This is a genomic window from Mycolicibacterium arcueilense (genome assembly GCF_058536225.1).
This window is the reverse complement of sequence record NZ_JBZTYL010000002.1, coordinates 111,183-127,267: the sequence shown is the minus strand read 5'-3', so window position 1 is coordinate 127,267 and position 16,085 is coordinate 111,183. Positions and strand designations below refer to the sequence as shown.

Below are 16,085 nucleotides of genomic sequence, written 5' to 3'. Positions count from 1 at the left end.
GACGATAAATACGCAGTTCAACACGCATTGTGCGCCCACATTGTGTAGTTAACTACTGATAAGCTGTGAATCCGTCGGCTCAGGCCTGGTTCACTCCGGATCGGTGGGTTCCGGGGCCGACTCTGCGACGATCGGCTCGGGTGTCCGCTCGAAGGTGATCGTGGAGGCCGCGACGAACGTGACCGACAGCAGCGCAGACAATTGCACCCACGGCGAGTGCCCGACATACCCGTCGACCGACCGCCACGGATACTGACTCAGCGCCGCGCCGGCCAGCGTGAGCCCGCCCGCTGCCACGGCCACGGTCAGCTTCTCCTGCCAGGCGTCGCGATTACGCAACAGATAGCGCACTCCCAAGGTGGCACCCGCGACCAGGAGTCCGGGCAGGCCTGACAGCGCCGTACCCACCGCGAGCACGGCAGCCGAGGCCAGCGGCCGCGCCGGCTGCCACGGCCGCACGGGATCGAGATCCGGATCGCGGCGCCGCGCCGGCCACAGTGCCAACAGGGCCAGCACCGGCAGCAGTGCGAGTCCGCCGATCAACCCGATGCGGTACGGCCGGTTCGAGGGGAAGGACAACGTGACGGGTCCACTCTCGCCGGCCGGGATCACCCAGCCCTGCTGCCAACCGTTGATCTTCACCGGCTTCAGTGCGGTGCCATCCGCGGTACGCGCAATCCACCCCGGGTTCACGCTTTCGGGCACCACCAGGGCCCGCGCTTTCTCCGAAGCTGCCACCTCGACCTGCCTGCGGTCCGGTGACCACACCGGTGCATCGACGGGAGTTGTTGTGGCCACGCGGAGTTGGGCGGCCTCCGGGGTGTTGAGGACGACTCCGTCGACGACGAACGCTGCGCCCGGGCTGACCAGGAGTTCCTGTTGGCCGGCGGGCAGGGTGACCGGGCCGGTCCGGCACGGTTGGGCCGCAATCGGATCACCGTCGAGCAGCGCCCCCACGGTGGTGCGCACCGAGGTCTGGATGAACTGGCCGGCCACGCCGATGATGGGACCCTGACCGCACGGAAGCGACACTGTCCGTTTGCGATTGGCGGTGGAGTCAGCGGGGGCGACGGGCTTGCCGTGGACGTCGAGGACGGTCAGTTCGGCCAGCCCCGGCGGCTTGAGCTGGTCGAAGCCCAGCGAGGTGCGGTCGATGATGTCGTTCCAGGCCAGCAGCGACACGGTGATGGTGTCGGTCACCCGCGGTTTGAGCTGTGCGGTCTGAGCCTCACCGTTGCCGGGGAGCTTGTGTACCTGCGGACCGTCACCCAGGTCGATCGACACCAGCGTCGGATGCGCCGGCGGTTGGCTGGCGCCGGGATCGATTCGCAGCGCGCCGACTTCGGTCGGCGCAGGCAGTTTCAGCGTCAGCGTGGGCGGCGCCTTGAACTGCACAACGCGTTGCGGCGCGGTCCACGATGTCCGCGGGTCGCCGTCGGTGGCGGCATAGGACGAACCGAGCACGTCGATCGGATCGGCGTCACCGGAGGCGCGGGTGGTTCCGGGTTGCGCGACCAGATCGGCGAGTTTGGGTCCCTGGCGGGACCGGATCCACACCGTCGGCTCGACGTCGGTGGGGGCGGGCACCGTGAGTGTGCGGCTGAGGTTCACCGGCTCCTCGGAGGCCAGCGCCAGCGCAGCCGCGCACCGGACCCCGGCCGGACTGTCGGCACAGCCGGTCCGCCCCAGGAGCTCTGTGCCCAGATCCCATTGTGCGACAACCGAATCCGCTGGAGGTCCGGGAACTTCCACGGTGTGCCGCAGGTTGATGGGGTGCGCGAATCCTGACGCGTCGTACTGGGTGACGGACAGATCGGTGATGCCGAACTGCACACCGGGCGAACCGTCATTGGTGGCGACCGCGGTGACCCGCACCCACGGGGTCTCACCGACCGGCAGCGGGATGGTCAACTGCTGGCCGGCGGTGTCGAAGCGCAGGCTGCTGGTGCCGGTCGCGGTGGCCACCTCGATGCGGCGCACCTGGGCGCCGACCGCCGTCGCGCTGGGGGTGATGGTCAAGGTGGCGTTGGTGACCGGGTGATCGAAATCGACCTGCAACCACTGGCCGACAGCGGCCTGAAGGGCGTTGGACACCCACGACGTCGACCCGTCGCTGTCGATGGCCGCAGCGGGCCCGGTGGCCGGTGCAACGTTGGGCAGTGCGGTGGAGTCCGCCGCCGAACTGGACACCGATACCCGTCCGCCGTTCCACTTGCCGTACACCGGTGCGGCCCCGTCGGCCGGGTAGTCCGGGACCCGGTTGTGGGTGTGGCGGGCGTCGTCGGGGGTGCGGATCGCCGAGGCGTGGTCGTCGACGCGGCCGTAGTCGATCTCACGCGCGGTCGGGGTGTCGGTGACGATCACCCCCGCCGACCCGTCGGGTTGTACCGGCAGGCCGGCCCGTTCGGCGTCGGCGGTCAGCAGCATCGGACCGAGTGGGGGTCGGCCGGCCAGGCGTCGGCGTTCGTCGAGACGCAGCAGCGCCTCGGGTGCACCGGCCACCCGCGTCATCGCGTCGGTGTCGACCAGATAGGGCGCGGCCGGGCTGGTTCCGCCGGTGTCCACCCGGTAGATCTCGACGGCGGGGTAGCGCGGTCGCAGTCCGCTGTCGGCGACGAAGCCCTCCAGCGTCCCTGGACCCGAGGAGTCGCCGAACTCGGCCACCTTGGACAGTCCAGGAGATCCTTCGATCGACCGGTGCACCAGCACCGGCCGGGCCGACCGGGACACGTCGGGATCCAGATCGTTACGCAGCACGACATACGAAATGCCTTGCCGGGCAAGGGTGTCGGCCAGGCCCGCGGAAGGGCGGCCGGCGGCGAACAACCGCTGCACCGAATCCAGTGCGCGGATCGTCTCCGGCGGTGTCAGCGGGATCGAATCCCGCACCCCCCACGGGCTCGATCCGAGGACCTGCAACGGCTCGTCGTGGCTGTTGCCCCAGGTCTGGGTGGCGAACGGGGCGCCGGGCGCGACCAGGACCCGGCCGCGGTCGGTGTTGTGTTCGTCGAGCCAGTCCGCGGTGTCGTGCCAGTACTGCGGGATCGCGGTGAAGGTGCCGGCGGGGGCGATCCGGCCCGTCCAGGCGAGCGAGGTTCCGGCTGCCAGGGCGGCGAGCACCACGATCGCCACCGCGATGCGCTTGTCGCGTTCGGGCCGGGCGAAGGCCCGCACCCACACCGGCAGGGCCGCACTGCCCGGCAGCGGGATCCGGCCCAGCAGATGGGCCAGACCCAGCGCCAGCGGTAGCCGCAGCACCGGATCGAGCTTGGCCAGGTTGCGCAGCGGTGTGCCCGTGCCGTCCAGGAAATCCTGAACGGCCGTCGCCACCGGGGAGCCCAGCCCTCCGGAGTAGCCCAGGCCCAGCAGGACGACGCCGACCAGAAGCATGGTGATCAGCCGGCCCCGCGCGGGCATCGAGCGCAGCGCCAGCCCGGCCAGGCCGGCCGCCGCCACCAAGGTCGTGGCCAGCACCGCGACCGTGCTCGTCACCAGTGACGCCGCCGCAGTGGCGGTCGACGCCACGAACGGGGTCCAGGTGTGGGTACCGCGCAGCATCTCGGTCAGCGACATCCACTGTGTGGTGACACCCGAGGATTCGATGAAGTCCAGGAACGGCGGGCTGATCCGGCCGAGCATCACCAGCGCCACGACCCACCAGGCGACGGCCAGTGCGGTGCAGCCGAACCACCACGCGGTGAACCGCCACCACAACCGGTTCGGGCGGTGGCAGGCCCACCAGATGATCGCGGCCAGGCAGCCGGTCAGGGTGGCGACGGCGTTCACCGCGCCCATCAGCGCCACGGCGCCCGCGGACCGGGCCGCCATCAGCCGCAGGTTCCTATCCCCCCGAAACGCCAGGATCATCGGCACCAGCACCCACGGCGCCAGCATCATCGGCAGCGTCTCGGAAGAGATCGCGCCGAGGGTGGTCAGTACGCGCGGTGACAGCGTGAAGGCGAGTGCACCGAGGACACGCGAACTGGTGCTGCCGATGCCCAGAAGTTCGGCCAGGCGCAGCATGCCCCAGAAACCCACGGTCAGCAGCAGGGCCCACCACAGTCGTTGGGTGACCCAGCCGGGAATCCCCAGCAGATCGCCGGCCAGGAAGAAGGCGCCGTGGGGGAAGAGGTAGCCGTAGGCCTGGTTCTGTGCCTGCCCGAACGGCAGGTCGCTGTTCCACAGATTGAAGGCGCGAGCCAGGAACCTCAGGGGATTGGCGGTGAGGTCCAGCTTGGTGTCGGGTGAAATCTCTCCGGGCGACTGGGCGAAAGTCAGGAGCAGTGTCGCCGCGGCGACCACCCACAACCAGCGCCGCGACAGTGGCGCGTCGAGCGCCCGCCGCGTTAGCGGCACATCCAAGCTACGACCGGTCGCCGTACTCGACCCTGTTGAGCACCGATGACGCCGGGTCGCCCGCTTGCAGCGGAGGCTTCGTGTCCTGCTGCACCATTAGCGTCACACCGAAAACGGCGGCCGCCCCCAACAGCAGGCCGACGACAATGCTGGCCGCGGAGGGTATGACGAACCGGTTCACCCGGCCAACCTAGCATGGCAACACCGCCGATCAGTGCCAGGTGGACGTGGGTCGACACGCAGAGAATCGATTACAGCTTGCGCAGCGGCTAAGGTCGGGCCCCATGGCTTCACCGCGTCTCGTCGCAACTTTCGCAGCGTTGTCCGGACTGTTGCTGGCCTGCTCCCCGAGCACGCCGGCGCCGGAGTCTCAGTCTTCTGACACGAAGCCGATGTCCACCCACGCACCGATGCCCGCCGCGCCGGTCTGCGATGTGGCCAGCCTGTCGCCCCGCGACAAGTTGGCCCAGCTGCTGACCGTCGGGGTCAAGGACGCGGACGACGCGCGTTCGGTGGTGAGCAGCCAGCACGTCGGCGGCATCATGATCGGCAGCTGGACCGACCTGTCGATGGTCAACGAAGGATCCCTGCGCGACATCTCGGCCGCCGGTCCGCTGCCGTTGGCGGTCACCGTGGACGAGGAGGGCGGCCGGGTTTCGCGGCTGTCGTCGCTGATCGGCGAGCAGCCGTCGGCGCGGGTGCTGGCCCAGACCAAATCCGTCGACGAGGTGTACGGCATCGCGCTGGAGCGCGGCCAGAAGATGCGCGGCCTCGGCATCACCGTCGACTTCGCCCCCGTCGTCGATGTCACCTCCGACCCCGACGACACCGTCATCGGCGACCGGTCCTTCGGGGACGACCCGGCCAAGGTCACCGAGTACGCCGGTGCCTATGCCCGCGGGCTGCGGGAGGCCGGGGTGCTCCCGGTGCTCAAGCACTTCCCGGGACACGGGCACGGCTCGGGCGACTCGCACACCGGCTCGGTGACCACCCCGCCGCTCGAGGAGCTCAAGGCCAACGATCTGCTGCCCTACGCCACCCTGACCACCCAGGCGCCGGTGGCCGTCATGGTCGGACACCTGGAGGTACCGGGCCTGACGGGTACCGACCCGGCCAGCCTCAGCCCCGCCGCGTATGAGCTGCTGCGTTCGGGCGGATACGGCGGCCCGGGCTTCAACGGACTGGTCTACACGGACGACCTGTCCAGCATGGCCGCGATCAACCAGCGCTACGGAGTGGCTGCCGCGGTGCTCAAGGCATTCCAGGCCGGCGCCGACAACGCGCTGTGGATCACCACCGACGAGGTGCCCGCGGTGCTCGACGGCCTGGAGAAGGCGTTGGCCGACGGACAACTGAACCAGGCCGCCGTGGATGTGGCGGTGCAGCGCAATATTGACGCCAAGGGTGGGGTGCACTGCTAGCAGCTCGCTGAGCTGCTGCCCTGATCCTCAACCGGACGCTTATCCTGTTCGGATGGCAGGTGGAACCAAGCGGCTGCCGCGGGCTGTGCGTGAACAGCAGATGCTCGACGCCGCGGTGCAGATTTTCTCGGTCAACGGCTATCACGAGACGTCGATGGACGCGATCGCTGCCGAGGCCGAGATCTCCAAGCCGATGCTGTACCTCTACTACGGCTCCAAAGAGGAACTGTTCGGCGCCTGCCTCGACCGGGAGCTGACCCGGTTCGTGGACGTGGTGCGCGGGGAGATCGACTTCACCCAGAGCCCCAAGGATCTGCTGCGTAGTGCCGTGCTGGCGTTCCTCACCTACATCGACGCCAACCGGGCCTCCTGGATGGTGCTGTATACCCAGGCCACCAGCTCACAGGCATTCGCGCACACGGTCCGGGAGGGCCGTGACCGGATCATCGATCTGGTGGCCCGGCTGCTCAGCACCGGCACGCGTAATCCTCAGCCCGACAGCGACTTCGAGATGATGGCGGTGGCGCTGGTGGGTGCCGGCGAGGCGATCGCCAGCCGGGTCAGCACCGGGGATGCCGACGTCAACGAAGCCGCCGAATTGATGATCAACCTGTTCTGGCGCGGTCTGAAGGGCACGCCCTCGGACGCGGGAACGCAGTCGGTCACGGCAGGCTAGTCGCCGTTGCCCGCGCGCTCTGCGTCTGCATAACTGGTGTCCGGACACCCCTGCTGAGGGCATTACGCTCCCGGTATGGGTTCCGAGCTGAAAGTTGCTCCGGCCGTGTTGCGGTCGGCTGCTGCCGCTGAGACCGCGGTCGGTGGGGCCGTCACCGGCCTTCAGGTCGGACAACCGTTGAGTACGGCGGCAGCGGCGATGCCGAACCTGCAGAGCGGCGCGGCCTGTGGTCAGGCTTCCTCGATCGTGGAGAGTGCCGCCACGGCCGTCGGTGGCGAAATCAGTGCGCATGCAGGCAAATTGACTGAGGCCGCCAGTGCCTATCAGCGCACTGATGAGGAGTACGCCCGTCGGCTGAATTCAGCGCTTCCAGCGGGTTGACATGGCGGTTTCGATCTCTCAGGTGGTGGCCTCCCACCCGGAGGCATTGGTGCAGAGCGGCGCCGACATCGGTACCCGGGCAGCCACTCTGGCCGCCCAGATGGACCAGCAGCGGGCCACGATCGATCAACTGCGCGCTTCTTGGACGGGCACCTCGGCCGATGCCGCCATCGCCGGCGCCACCGCGTCATTGCAACGTATGCAGCGGCTCTATGACTCGTTGTCCGCACTGCGCTCGGCCTTGCAGGACGGCGGCGGCGAACTGGTGCAACAACGCAGCCGCATCGTGGGCACCGTCGACAAGCTGAAGGGGCAGGGTTGGCAGGTTGCTGACGACGGAACCGTCTCGGTTCGTCCCGGCAGCGTGCTCGATTTCTACGCGAAGCTGAGTCCGGTGAACCGGATGCTGCTGCAGGCGATGGCCGCAAAGGCGTCGGCGCAACTGAAGACGATGTTGGCGCAGTTCGAGACCACCGACACCAAGGTCGGACAACAGGTAAGGGACGCCGTAGCGGCGCTCGGCGCGCCCGATCCCAAGCAGGCGCCCGATCCGAACAGCCCGAAGGCACTGGTCGAGCGTATGGCCGGGATGACACCCGACGAGCGCGCCGCATTCGTGGCGGGGCTGAGCCCTGAAACCCTGCAGGAGATGGTGCTCGCCGATCCGCAGGTGATGGGCAACACCGACGGTGTGCCGTTCAATACCAGGATCGAAGCCAACAACATCAACATCCGCAACGCACTCGACGCGGAGTTGAAAAAGCCGTCACCCGATGAAGCCCGGGTCAAGCAGTTGCAGGCCATGCTCACCCCGATCGAATTTCCGCCCGGCAGTGGTCAGAAGGTGCCACGGAAGTTCGTCGGATTCTCGACCGAGGGCAATGGGCGGATGATCGAGATGATCGGCGACATCAAGCCCGGTATCAAGGGCGTCGGGGTCGTGGTTCCCGGGACGAACACCAACCTGAATGGCAGCGAGTCGAATCATCGATCGGCGGCGGAACTGGCAAAACAGAGCGGATCGCCGATCTTCCTGTACCTGGGTGACGACTTCCCGCAGGGATTCGACAAGGCGGCGGACCCGTCGTACGCCGCGTCGATGGCTCCCAAGCTGGTGTCGTTCGGCCATGAGATCGATCGGGAGGTGGGTGCGGGGGCGCCCGGCGCGCCGGTTACCTACATCGGTCATTCCTACGGTGGCGCGATCGTCGGAACCGCCGAGCAGATGGGGTTGCGCGCCGACCGCATCCTGCACGCTTCGTCGGCGGGCACCGGCATCCTGAGTGGCGAGTACACCAACCCGAATCCGGACGTGCAGCGCTATTCGATGACCGCTCCGGGAGACCTGATCTCGGTGGTGCAGTCGCTGCCCCGTGACGCCACCGATCAACAATGGGTCGACAAGCTGCCCTGGATCCCACACACCGTCGACGGACAGGTCGGTCATCCGTTGGGCGGCCTGCCCTCTGCCACCGACCCCGACAAGATTCCCGGAGTCACCCGTCTGGACACCGGGTATTACGGCAGGGAGGGTGAGCATGCCAACGAGGTGATCGTGGGTCGGGATTCGCATGGAAAGTACTGGGACGACTATCAATCAGATGCGTTCCACAACATGGTCGCGGTCATCAGCGGTGGCGAGGCCACCGGTTATGTCGAGCGCGGAATCGAGACCAACTACGTCGATATCGATATCGGCGACGACGGCAATTTCCGAGCCGAGTCTTCTGACCAAGCACGCGCTAACGGTGCGCCGTACATTCCCGAACTCCCTTGGGATGACGACGGATCTTACGAACGGCGACAGGATCCGTGGGACAATCCGCGAGTGACGGACAATCCCGACCGCGGACCACGGATACAGATCAAATGAAGCCGATTGCAACGCTTTTCGTGACCGCTCTGTTGGTGTTTACAAGCGCCTGTGGATTCCTCCGAAAGGATCGGCCTACTGCCGAAGGTGAGGCGATGATGGAATCAACTTCATTGAGGGTTACCGAGGCCGCCCGGACCGTATCCGGCTACGTCTCGATGATCGTCGGCAAGCCGATCGATCCTGATCCCGCCTATGCGGAAAAGATCGGCTGCCGCACAAATGCCGGGTTGATGTCGGACGGGCCGCCCTGGAAGGTGCGACGCAGCGCGTGGATCGTTGACCCGGCCCCAGAACTTGTCGAGTCGGCCCTCCAACGCATCGACACTCTGGTCGCCGAAGGTTTCGAACCTATCCCATGGACCCGCCCAGACCCGGAACCTCCGAACGACAAGGCCTACCGCGATAGCCGCGGATACTCTGTCTCGGCCAGGGCCGAAACCACTGCCGCCGGTATCTACGGACTCAACGTGTCCGCAACCTCGCCGTGTGCGAATGACGACTAGACCGCCGTACCCTCCACCACACTGAACGGCGAGGCCGTCTCCACCACGCGGGTGAGCCGGAACCCGGCCTCCTGGTACAGCTTTCGGTAGTCGTCCTCGGTGCGTTCCTTCGCGGCGATCCCGATCAGCATCTCCATGTCGGTCCATTTGCCGAGGAACTCGCGGTCGTGGTCGGGAATCACTCCCTCGATCAGCAGCAGCGTGGTGCCCGGTGTGGAGGCGGCGCGCACATTGCGCAGGATCGACAGTGCCTCGGCGTCGGGCCAGTCGTGAATGATGTTCTTCATGACGTAGGCGTCGGCGCCTGCGGGGACGCTGTCGAAGAACGAGCCGGGGATGACGCGGACTCGATCGGCGGTTCCGTACTTGCCCAACATCGCCGGTGCTCCGTCGACCACCTGCGGCAGGTCGTAGAGCACGCCCCGGCTCTGCGGGGTGGCCTGCAGGATGGCCGCCAGCAGCCGGCCGTGCCCGCCGCCGACATCGGCGATGGTGCCGAACCGGGAGAAGTCATAGGCGGCCACCACGGGGGCGATGGCCAGTTCGGAGATGCTGGTCATGGCGTCGTTGAAGATCGCGCCCAGTTCAGGCTCGGAGCCTATGTAGTCGAACGCCCCTTTGCCGCGCAGCTTGGGAATGACCGCCTCGCCGGTGCGGACCGCATCGGCGAGATGGCTCCAGTGCTCCCGGTGCTGCGGCGAGCCGACGAACTTCGCCATCCCGGCGATCGAGACGGGCGCGTCTGTGCGCAGCGTGTCGCCCAGCGGATTCAGTGCGTAGCGTCCGTCGCGGGTCCGCCGGAAGACGCCCTCGCTCACCAGCGCGCGCATCAGCCGGTCCAGGGCGTCGGGATTGGCCTCGACGCGGCGCGCCAGCTCGTCGGGGCGCAGCGGTCCACCGGCCAGCGCGTCGGCAACCCCCAGCTGTGCAGCGGCGGTGACGCCCTGGGCGACCCAGGCGCCCAGGATCAGCTCCAGCATCGCCGCGGGTGGCGGGACCGCGCGCTGATGCACGCGACGCAGGTGGTGGCGAACGCGTTCGACCGCGCGGACCAATCCGGCCGGCGGCACCCTGGCGGGAGTCACCGGATGACTCTAGGTCAGCTGGGCTGAGGTGTCGGTCACTATGGTCGGTCTGATAGTCAACAGCAAACCGAACTGGCGTCGGAACCTGTTGCGTCGGCCGCCTAGAGTGGTGCGAATGTTCATCGCGACCGAGGAGCCCGGGAATGCCTGACGCAGGCACCGGCGGCTCGTCGCTGGACCAGCTCTACCAGCTCCATCGCGAGGTGGCCGATTCACGCTCGTTGCGGCTCCTGGTGACGAACAACCTGCCCACCTACCTGACGCTGATGGAACGCCACCTCGACCGGGGCGCCAAGCTCACCGAGACGGACCTGGTGGTCCGGCTGGAACGCGACCTCGCCGACCTCGGCTCCGAAACGGACCAGTCGGGTCTGGCGCTGATCAAGCACTGGGCGAGCCAGGGCTGGCTGCACCGGATCACCGAACAGTCCGGCGACACCGAACGCAATGTCTGCTACCTCACCTACGAGGCGCGGGCCGTGCTGGATTTCGCCCGCCGCATGCGCCGCGAGGACACCGTCGCCACCGGCGGTTCGATCACCGGCATCGCTGCCGGTCTGCGCCGCGTTGCCGGCCAGGTCAGCAACGACCCCGATCGCATCCGCGCCGACATCGAAGCCGAAATCGCCAAGCTGCGTGATGAATTGGATGCCCTCGAGCAGGGCCAGCGGCCTGAACCCGATCTGGTCGACGTCGAAGATGAGGCACGCGCCATCGCCTTGCAGATGGAGCAGATCGTCTCCGACATCGGGCAGTACGGCGCCATGCTGAACCGCATCACCACCCGACTGCTGGATGCCTCCGCCGATACCGATCTCGGTTACCGGGAGCGTCAGCGCCAGTTGTTCGACGATTACGAGTCGCTGTTCGCCTCGCGTGAGAGTGCGTCCTACAGCGCCTTCACCCGGATGATCCAGGACCCCGAGCAGCGGGCTGCGCTGGTGGCCGACATCGAGGCGGTGACCCGTGAGCTGCCGCACCTGGACCCGGACCTGCGTGAGGTGATGACAGGATTCTTCGGCCTGGTGTCGGCGCAGACGGCCGAGGTGGGCCGCACCCGCCAGCGCTGCGCCCGCCGGATCAAACGATTCGTCGCGTCCGGCACGTTGGAACACAGCCGCGGCGTGACCCGTCAGCTCAACGACGCCCTGGCCAGCGCGCAGGAACTGCTCAGCGTTTCGCTCGCCGACAGCCGCATCGGCGTCGAGGTCCCGCTGGTCCGAACGGACTTCAATTCGATTGGCGCCGTGGCGTTCAAGATCCGTGACGCCCTCCCGCCGTCGCAGGCCGAGCCATCGCACGGTGAGGTGAACTTGTCGGCCTTCTCGGCGCTGGCCTCCCAGGTGGACGCCGCTGAGCTCGCCGAGTTGATCAACGGTGCGGTGGCGAACGGCCCGTTGTCGCTGCCCGACGCGATCGGCATGCTGGACGCGGCGTACCTGGGACACGTGATCGTGCTGTGGTCCTGGGCACTCAAGCAAAACCCTTCCGACAGTGCCGAAACCGTCCGGGTGCGGTTCCGGTCTCTAGAGGGCGCCGACCGCGAAATCGAAATCCCCCGACTGGTTTTCAACGAACCGATCCCTACTGCCAGCGAGAGCATGCTATGACCGACACCCCGGAGACGTCGCCCGTCAAAGACGGCGTCATCGATTTCGATGCCCTGCCGAGCATCGACGCCGTCGAACGGTCCACCGACCAGCGGCGCGCGCCCCGCTTCGACGGGGATGTCAGCGAACTGCCCGACCGCGCCTGTTGGGCGCTTCAGCACCTGCTCTCGCGCCGTTACGTCAGCAAGGACAACCACTCGGAGCTGTGGGCGTGGGTGACCCGGTACCGTGCCGAACTCACCGTGCGACTGTCGGAACTCGATATGCGGCTGTGTATCTCGGACGATCACGACATCGCCTACGTCGAGCAGGCCGACTACGAATCGCAGTGGCGGCGCCGGCTGCTGCGCCGCGAGACCCTCAACACCTATGATTCGATCCTGGCCCTGCACCTGGCCAAGCTCATGCGCGCGGCGGCCCGCGACGAGAACGTACTGATCAGCCGCGACGAGATCCACGAACTGTTCGCCGGGGTGAACAACGACACCGACCGCGACACCGCCTCGTTCGACAAGCGGATCGACAACGCGATCGAGCGGCTCACCGACATCGAGATGCTCGTGCGCAACCGGGAGGACGAGGACAGTTTCACCATCAGCCCGGTCGTCAACGCCATCATGACGGCCTCGATGATCACCGAGTTGCAGCAGCAGTTCGAGCAGCTCAAGCGGGCCGCGAACGGCACCGTCGATGATTCCGGCGACACAGACGTATCCGAACGGCTCGAAGACGAAGTGGACGCCCATGGCTGACCCGACCAACCAGTTCTCCCTGTCGCGCCTGCAGGTCATCAACTGGGGCGTGTTCGACGGGTATCACTCGATCCCGTTCAGCCGACACGGCACCCTGATCACCGGATCCTCGGGCAGCGGTAAATCCTCACTGCTGGATGCGATTTCGCTGGCCTTCCTGCCGTCGCACCGCCGCAACTTCAACGCCTCCGGCGACACCACCGCCGCGGGTTCGGGCACCGGCAAGCGCACGGTCGACAAGTACGTCCGCGGCGCGTGGGGAGAGCGGCGCGAAGGCACCAGCCGACAGATCATGTACCTACGCGGGACGGGGCCGGCCTGGTCCGCGGTCGCGGTCACCTACAGCGACCGCACCGGGCGTTCGGTCACCGGGTTGGTCCTTAAATGGCTGGCCGCCGAGAAGACCTCGGATCCGGGCAGCCGCTACTACCTGATCGACGCCGACCGCGACATCTTCGGCCTGTGCAACCGCTGGGCGTCCAACGGCTATGACGCCGCGGTGTTTCGGGACGACGGCTGGACCGGTGGCCGCAGCGAGAGTCAGTACCTGGCGCAGTTGTACTCCAGTATCGGTATCCGGGCCTCCGAAGCGGCTCAACAGCTTCTGGGTAAGGCCAAATCGCTGAAAAGCGTTGGTGGCCTTGAACAGTTCGTCCGCGAGTTCATGCTCGACGAGCCGGCCAGTCTCAGTGGTGTGGAGGAGGCGCTCGAGCAGATCAACCCGCTGGTCGAGGCCCGTGGTCTGCTCGACGTGGCGCGGCGAAAGCGCAACACGCTCGGCAACATCGCTGCGGTACAAGCGCGTTATGCCGAGGAGGCCGCCAAGTTCGGGGTGATCGACACCGTCGACAACGCCATGATCCGCGATTACGTAGACCATGTGCGGCTGGCCCAGGCCGGCCCGGAGATCGCCAACCTCGACGATCAGATCACCCAGCTCGGCGCCCAGCGCGACGAGTTCGGTACCCAGCAGCGTCAGCTCAAGAACGAGCACAACTCGCTGATGGCCCAGATCAACACCGTCACTGTGGATCTGGTGCCGCTGCAGCAGCGCCTGACCGAGGCCGAGCGGGTCAGCGAGGAGGTGTCGCGCCGGCGCAGCGGCTACGAGGACAAGGTCACCGCACTGGGGTTGACCCCGCCGGACAACGGCGAGGAATTCTGGTCGCTGCGTGAGACTTTGATGGAGGAAGCCGACCGGCTGCATCGCGAGCTGTTCACCGGCAATCAGCCCTATGTCGAGGCTTCGGCGAAGGAAGTCCGGGCTCGTGAGGCACGCGAGAGCGTGGAGGCCGAGCTGGAGCGGGTGCAGCGGCTGGGTTCCCCGCTGCCCAGGACCGAGTATGAGATGCGGGCCCGGATTGCCCGGGCGCTCGACATCTCTGAACGCGATCTGGTGTACGTGGCAGAGCTGATGGAGCTCAAGCCGGATGAGTCGCGGTGGCGGCTGGCGGTCGAAAAGGTGTTGCGCGGGGCCGGATTGCGCTTGCTGGTCCCCGACGCCCACATGGAACGGGCACTGCGTTTCGTCAACGAGAACGACATGCGCGGCCGGATCCAGCTGCAGCACGTCCAGCACGGTTCGCAGTTGCGGACTCCGCCTCCGGGCACGCTGGCCACCAAGCTTCAACTGGCCGACCCGACGCACGACAGTGCCGTGGAGGCGCTCAACGTGATCGCCGCGGTGGGTGATTACGTGTGCGTCGACGGGCCCGGGGAGTTCACCGAGCAGTCCCGCGCGGTGACCGACCAGGGACTGCGCAAGGACAGTGGCCGGCTCTCCATCAAGGACGACCGGTCACGGCTGCGCCCATCGGATTACATCTTCCTCGGCGGAACAGCGGCCAAAGTCGAAGCGTTGCAGGATGATCTGACCGCCGCCCAGGATGTGTACCAGGTGGCGCGCACGGCCCGTGAGCGGCTGGACGAGCACCGCGGCCAGCTGCAGTCCCGGGAACGGGCCTGCCGGGCGCTGTGCGACCAGTACATGCAGTGGAGTGACATCGACACCGATTCGGTGGACGAGATGCTGGAGCGACTGCAGGGTGAGCACGATCTGCTGGTCTCCGACAATCCCGATGCCGAACGGCTGCAACAGCGGGCCGACGATTGCTGGGAGCGCGTCGAGAAGGTCATCCAACAGATCGGCTCACTCAACGAACGTGAGACCACCCTGGACCGCAGGCGGACCGCGCTGCTGGAGCTGAGCGAGGTCTTGACCGAGCGGCTCGGGGCCGGCGAATTCCCGTCACATGCCCGGGACACGATCGACGGCTATGCCGCCGACATCGCGCTGAGCCTGGAGTTGCTCGAACCCGAGCTCTACCGGAACGAACTGGTTCGCGTCATCAGCCGTGAACGCGACCGCTTGCGGGCGGACCGCAACCGGTCTCACGACGAGTTGGCCGGCATCATGGCCGCCTACGACAGCTCGTTCCCCGATGCGATTCCCAACGACAGCGATGTGTTCGACGAGCGGGTGCACGACTACGTGGCGTTGTGCCGTCGTATCGACGAGCGTGAGCTGCCCGACGCCTACGAGCGCATGCAGCGGCTGATCACCGAGCAGGCGCCGGGCGCGATCCTGAACCTGCACATGATCGCCGACAACGAGGCTCGGCGGATCACCGAGCAGATCGCCCGCGTCAACACCGGCCTGGGCGCGGTGGAGTTCAACCGTGGCACCCGGTTGACGCTGCATGCCGGTACCCGACATCTGGCCGCCGTCGACGAACTCAACGAGAAGGCCCAGCGCATCTCCTCGCGGGTGTCCCTGGTGAGCTTCGGCGACGAGACCGCGATGTTCGAGCAGTACACCGACATCCTGCAACTGCGAAAGTTGTTGGCGGGTAACACTCCCGAGGATCGTCAGTGGACCCGCGATGCACTCGACGTGCGTAACCGGTTCGTGCTGTACTGCGAGGAGCGCGACGCCGAGACCGGCGAGGTCATCCGGACCTACAGCAACTCCGGCGACAACTCCGGCGGTGAGCAGGAGAAGCTCATGGCGTTCTGTCTGGCCGGGGCCCTGAGCTTCAACCTGGCCAGCCCGGACAGCGACGACACCCGGCCGCTGTTCGCCCAGCTCATGCTGGACGAGGCGTTCTCCAAGTCGGACCCGCAGTTCGCGCAGCAGGCGCTGTCGGCGTTCCGCAAGTTCGGCTTCCAGTTGGTGATCGTGTCGACCGTGCAGAACAGCACGACCATTCAGCCCTACATCGACAACGTGGTGATGGTGTCCAAGTCGGACGCGTCGGCGCCCAATGCCCGGCCGGTCGCTTCGGTCACGTCGGCGTCGATCTCCGAGTTCGCCGATCTGCGGCGCACTTCGGGGGACGCGGTACCGAGCACATAGCTCGAGCGGCTGAGCGTGCGTTCAAGACGGCGCCATACCTTTGCCAGCGGAGTTCGATGGGACGAAGTTG

Annotated in this window: 11 protein-coding genes; 8 read left to right on the top strand and 3 right to left on the bottom strand. The window is 67.0% G+C overall.

Features of this window, described 5'->3' with window-relative positions:
- Positions 1 to 90: 90 nt before the first annotated feature.
- A complete protein-coding gene (locus tag AC4LGL_RS00595) occupies positions 91 to 4,323 on the bottom strand; it encodes an alpha-(1->3)-arabinofuranosyltransferase domain-containing protein (RefSeq protein ID WP_491837150.1) in 4,233 nt (1,410 codons plus the stop codon).
- A gap of 40 nt (positions 4,324 to 4,363) precedes the next feature.
- Complete coding sequence (locus AC4LGL_RS00590) at positions 4,364 to 4,537, bottom strand: DUF2613 domain-containing protein (protein WP_003881739.1); 174 nt, start codon at positions 4,535 to 4,537, stop codon at positions 4,364 to 4,366.
- Between the two features lie 103 nt (positions 4,538 to 4,640).
- Here AC4LGL_RS00590 and AC4LGL_RS00585 point away from each other — a divergent pair, with 103 nt between their 5' ends.
- From AC4LGL_RS00585 to AC4LGL_RS00565, 5 genes are all read left to right on the top strand, one after another.
- A complete protein-coding gene (locus AC4LGL_RS00585; RefSeq protein ID WP_491837140.1) occupies positions 4,641 to 5,777 on the top strand; it encodes a glycoside hydrolase family 3 N-terminal domain-containing protein in 1,137 nt (378 codons plus the stop codon).
- A 52-nt stretch (positions 5,778 to 5,829) separates the two neighbouring features.
- Entirely contained in the window at positions 5,830 to 6,453 is a 624-nt protein-coding gene (locus tag AC4LGL_RS00580; protein WP_064933861.1) for a TetR/AcrR family transcriptional regulator, read from the top strand.
- A gap of 75 nt (positions 6,454 to 6,528) precedes the next feature.
- Entirely contained in the window at positions 6,529 to 6,834 is a 306-nt protein-coding gene (locus tag AC4LGL_RS00575) for a hypothetical protein (protein ID WP_491837139.1), read from the top strand.
- Position 6,835: 1 nt separating this feature from the next.
- A complete protein-coding gene (locus AC4LGL_RS00570) occupies positions 6,836 to 8,707 on the top strand; it encodes an alpha/beta hydrolase (protein WP_491837138.1) in 1,872 nt (623 codons plus the stop codon).
- Positions 8,704 to 9,213, top strand: coding sequence for a hypothetical protein (locus AC4LGL_RS00565; protein WP_491837137.1), 510 nt, complete (start codon positions 8,704 to 8,706; stop codon positions 9,211 to 9,213). The genes AC4LGL_RS00570 and AC4LGL_RS00565 overlap by 4 nt, the downstream gene beginning before the upstream one ends.
- Here the strand turns inward: AC4LGL_RS00565 and AC4LGL_RS00560 are convergent.
- Positions 9,210 to 10,298, bottom strand: a complete 1,089-nt coding sequence (locus tag AC4LGL_RS00560; RefSeq protein ID WP_491837136.1) for a methyltransferase — start codon at positions 10,296 to 10,298, stop codon at positions 9,210 to 9,212. The genes AC4LGL_RS00565 and AC4LGL_RS00560 overlap by 4 nt on opposite strands.
- 143 nt (positions 10,299 to 10,441) lie before the next feature.
- On the opposite strand from AC4LGL_RS00560, the gene AC4LGL_RS00555 reads away from it, so the two are divergent.
- From AC4LGL_RS00555 to AC4LGL_RS00545, 3 genes are read left to right on the top strand one after another with little or no spacing between them, the layout of a single operon-like run.
- A complete protein-coding gene (locus AC4LGL_RS00555; RefSeq protein WP_491837135.1) occupies positions 10,442 to 11,908 on the top strand; it encodes a DUF3375 domain-containing protein in 1,467 nt (488 codons plus the stop codon).
- Entirely contained in the window at positions 11,905 to 12,660 is a 756-nt protein-coding gene (locus AC4LGL_RS00550; protein WP_491837134.1) for a DUF4194 domain-containing protein, read from the top strand. Before AC4LGL_RS00555 ends, AC4LGL_RS00550 begins: the two co-directional genes overlap by 4 nt.
- The gene (locus AC4LGL_RS00545; protein ID WP_491837133.1) at positions 12,653 to 16,015 is read left to right on the top strand and encodes an ATP-binding protein; all 3,363 of its coding nucleotides are present in this window, start codon (positions 12,653 to 12,655) and stop codon (positions 16,013 to 16,015) included. The genes AC4LGL_RS00550 and AC4LGL_RS00545 overlap by 8 nt, the downstream gene beginning before the upstream one ends.
- Positions 16,016 to 16,085 lie beyond the last annotated feature (70 nt).

Coding starts and splice junctions, on each gene's coding strand:
- AC4LGL_RS00580 (WP_064933861.1), top strand. CDS start 5,830: ATGGCAGGTGGAACCAAGCGGCTGCCGCGGGCTGTGCGTGAACAGCAG.
- AC4LGL_RS00585 (WP_491837140.1), top strand. CDS start 4,641: ATGGCTTCACCGCGTCTCGTCGCAACTTTCGCAGCGTTGTCCGGACTG.
- AC4LGL_RS00570 (WP_491837138.1), top strand. CDS start 6,836: ATGGCGGTTTCGATCTCTCAGGTGGTGGCCTCCCACCCGGAGGCATTG.
- AC4LGL_RS00555 (WP_491837135.1), top strand. CDS start 10,442: ATGCCTGACGCAGGCACCGGCGGCTCGTCGCTGGACCAGCTCTACCAG.
- AC4LGL_RS00565 (WP_491837137.1), top strand. CDS start 8,704: ATGAAGCCGATTGCAACGCTTTTCGTGACCGCTCTGTTGGTGTTTACA.
- AC4LGL_RS00545 (WP_491837133.1), top strand. CDS start 12,653: ATGGCTGACCCGACCAACCAGTTCTCCCTGTCGCGCCTGCAGGTCATC.
- AC4LGL_RS00550 (WP_491837134.1), top strand. CDS start 11,905: ATGACCGACACCCCGGAGACGTCGCCCGTCAAAGACGGCGTCATCGAT.
- AC4LGL_RS00575 (WP_491837139.1), top strand. CDS start 6,529: ATGGGTTCCGAGCTGAAAGTTGCTCCGGCCGTGTTGCGGTCGGCTGCT.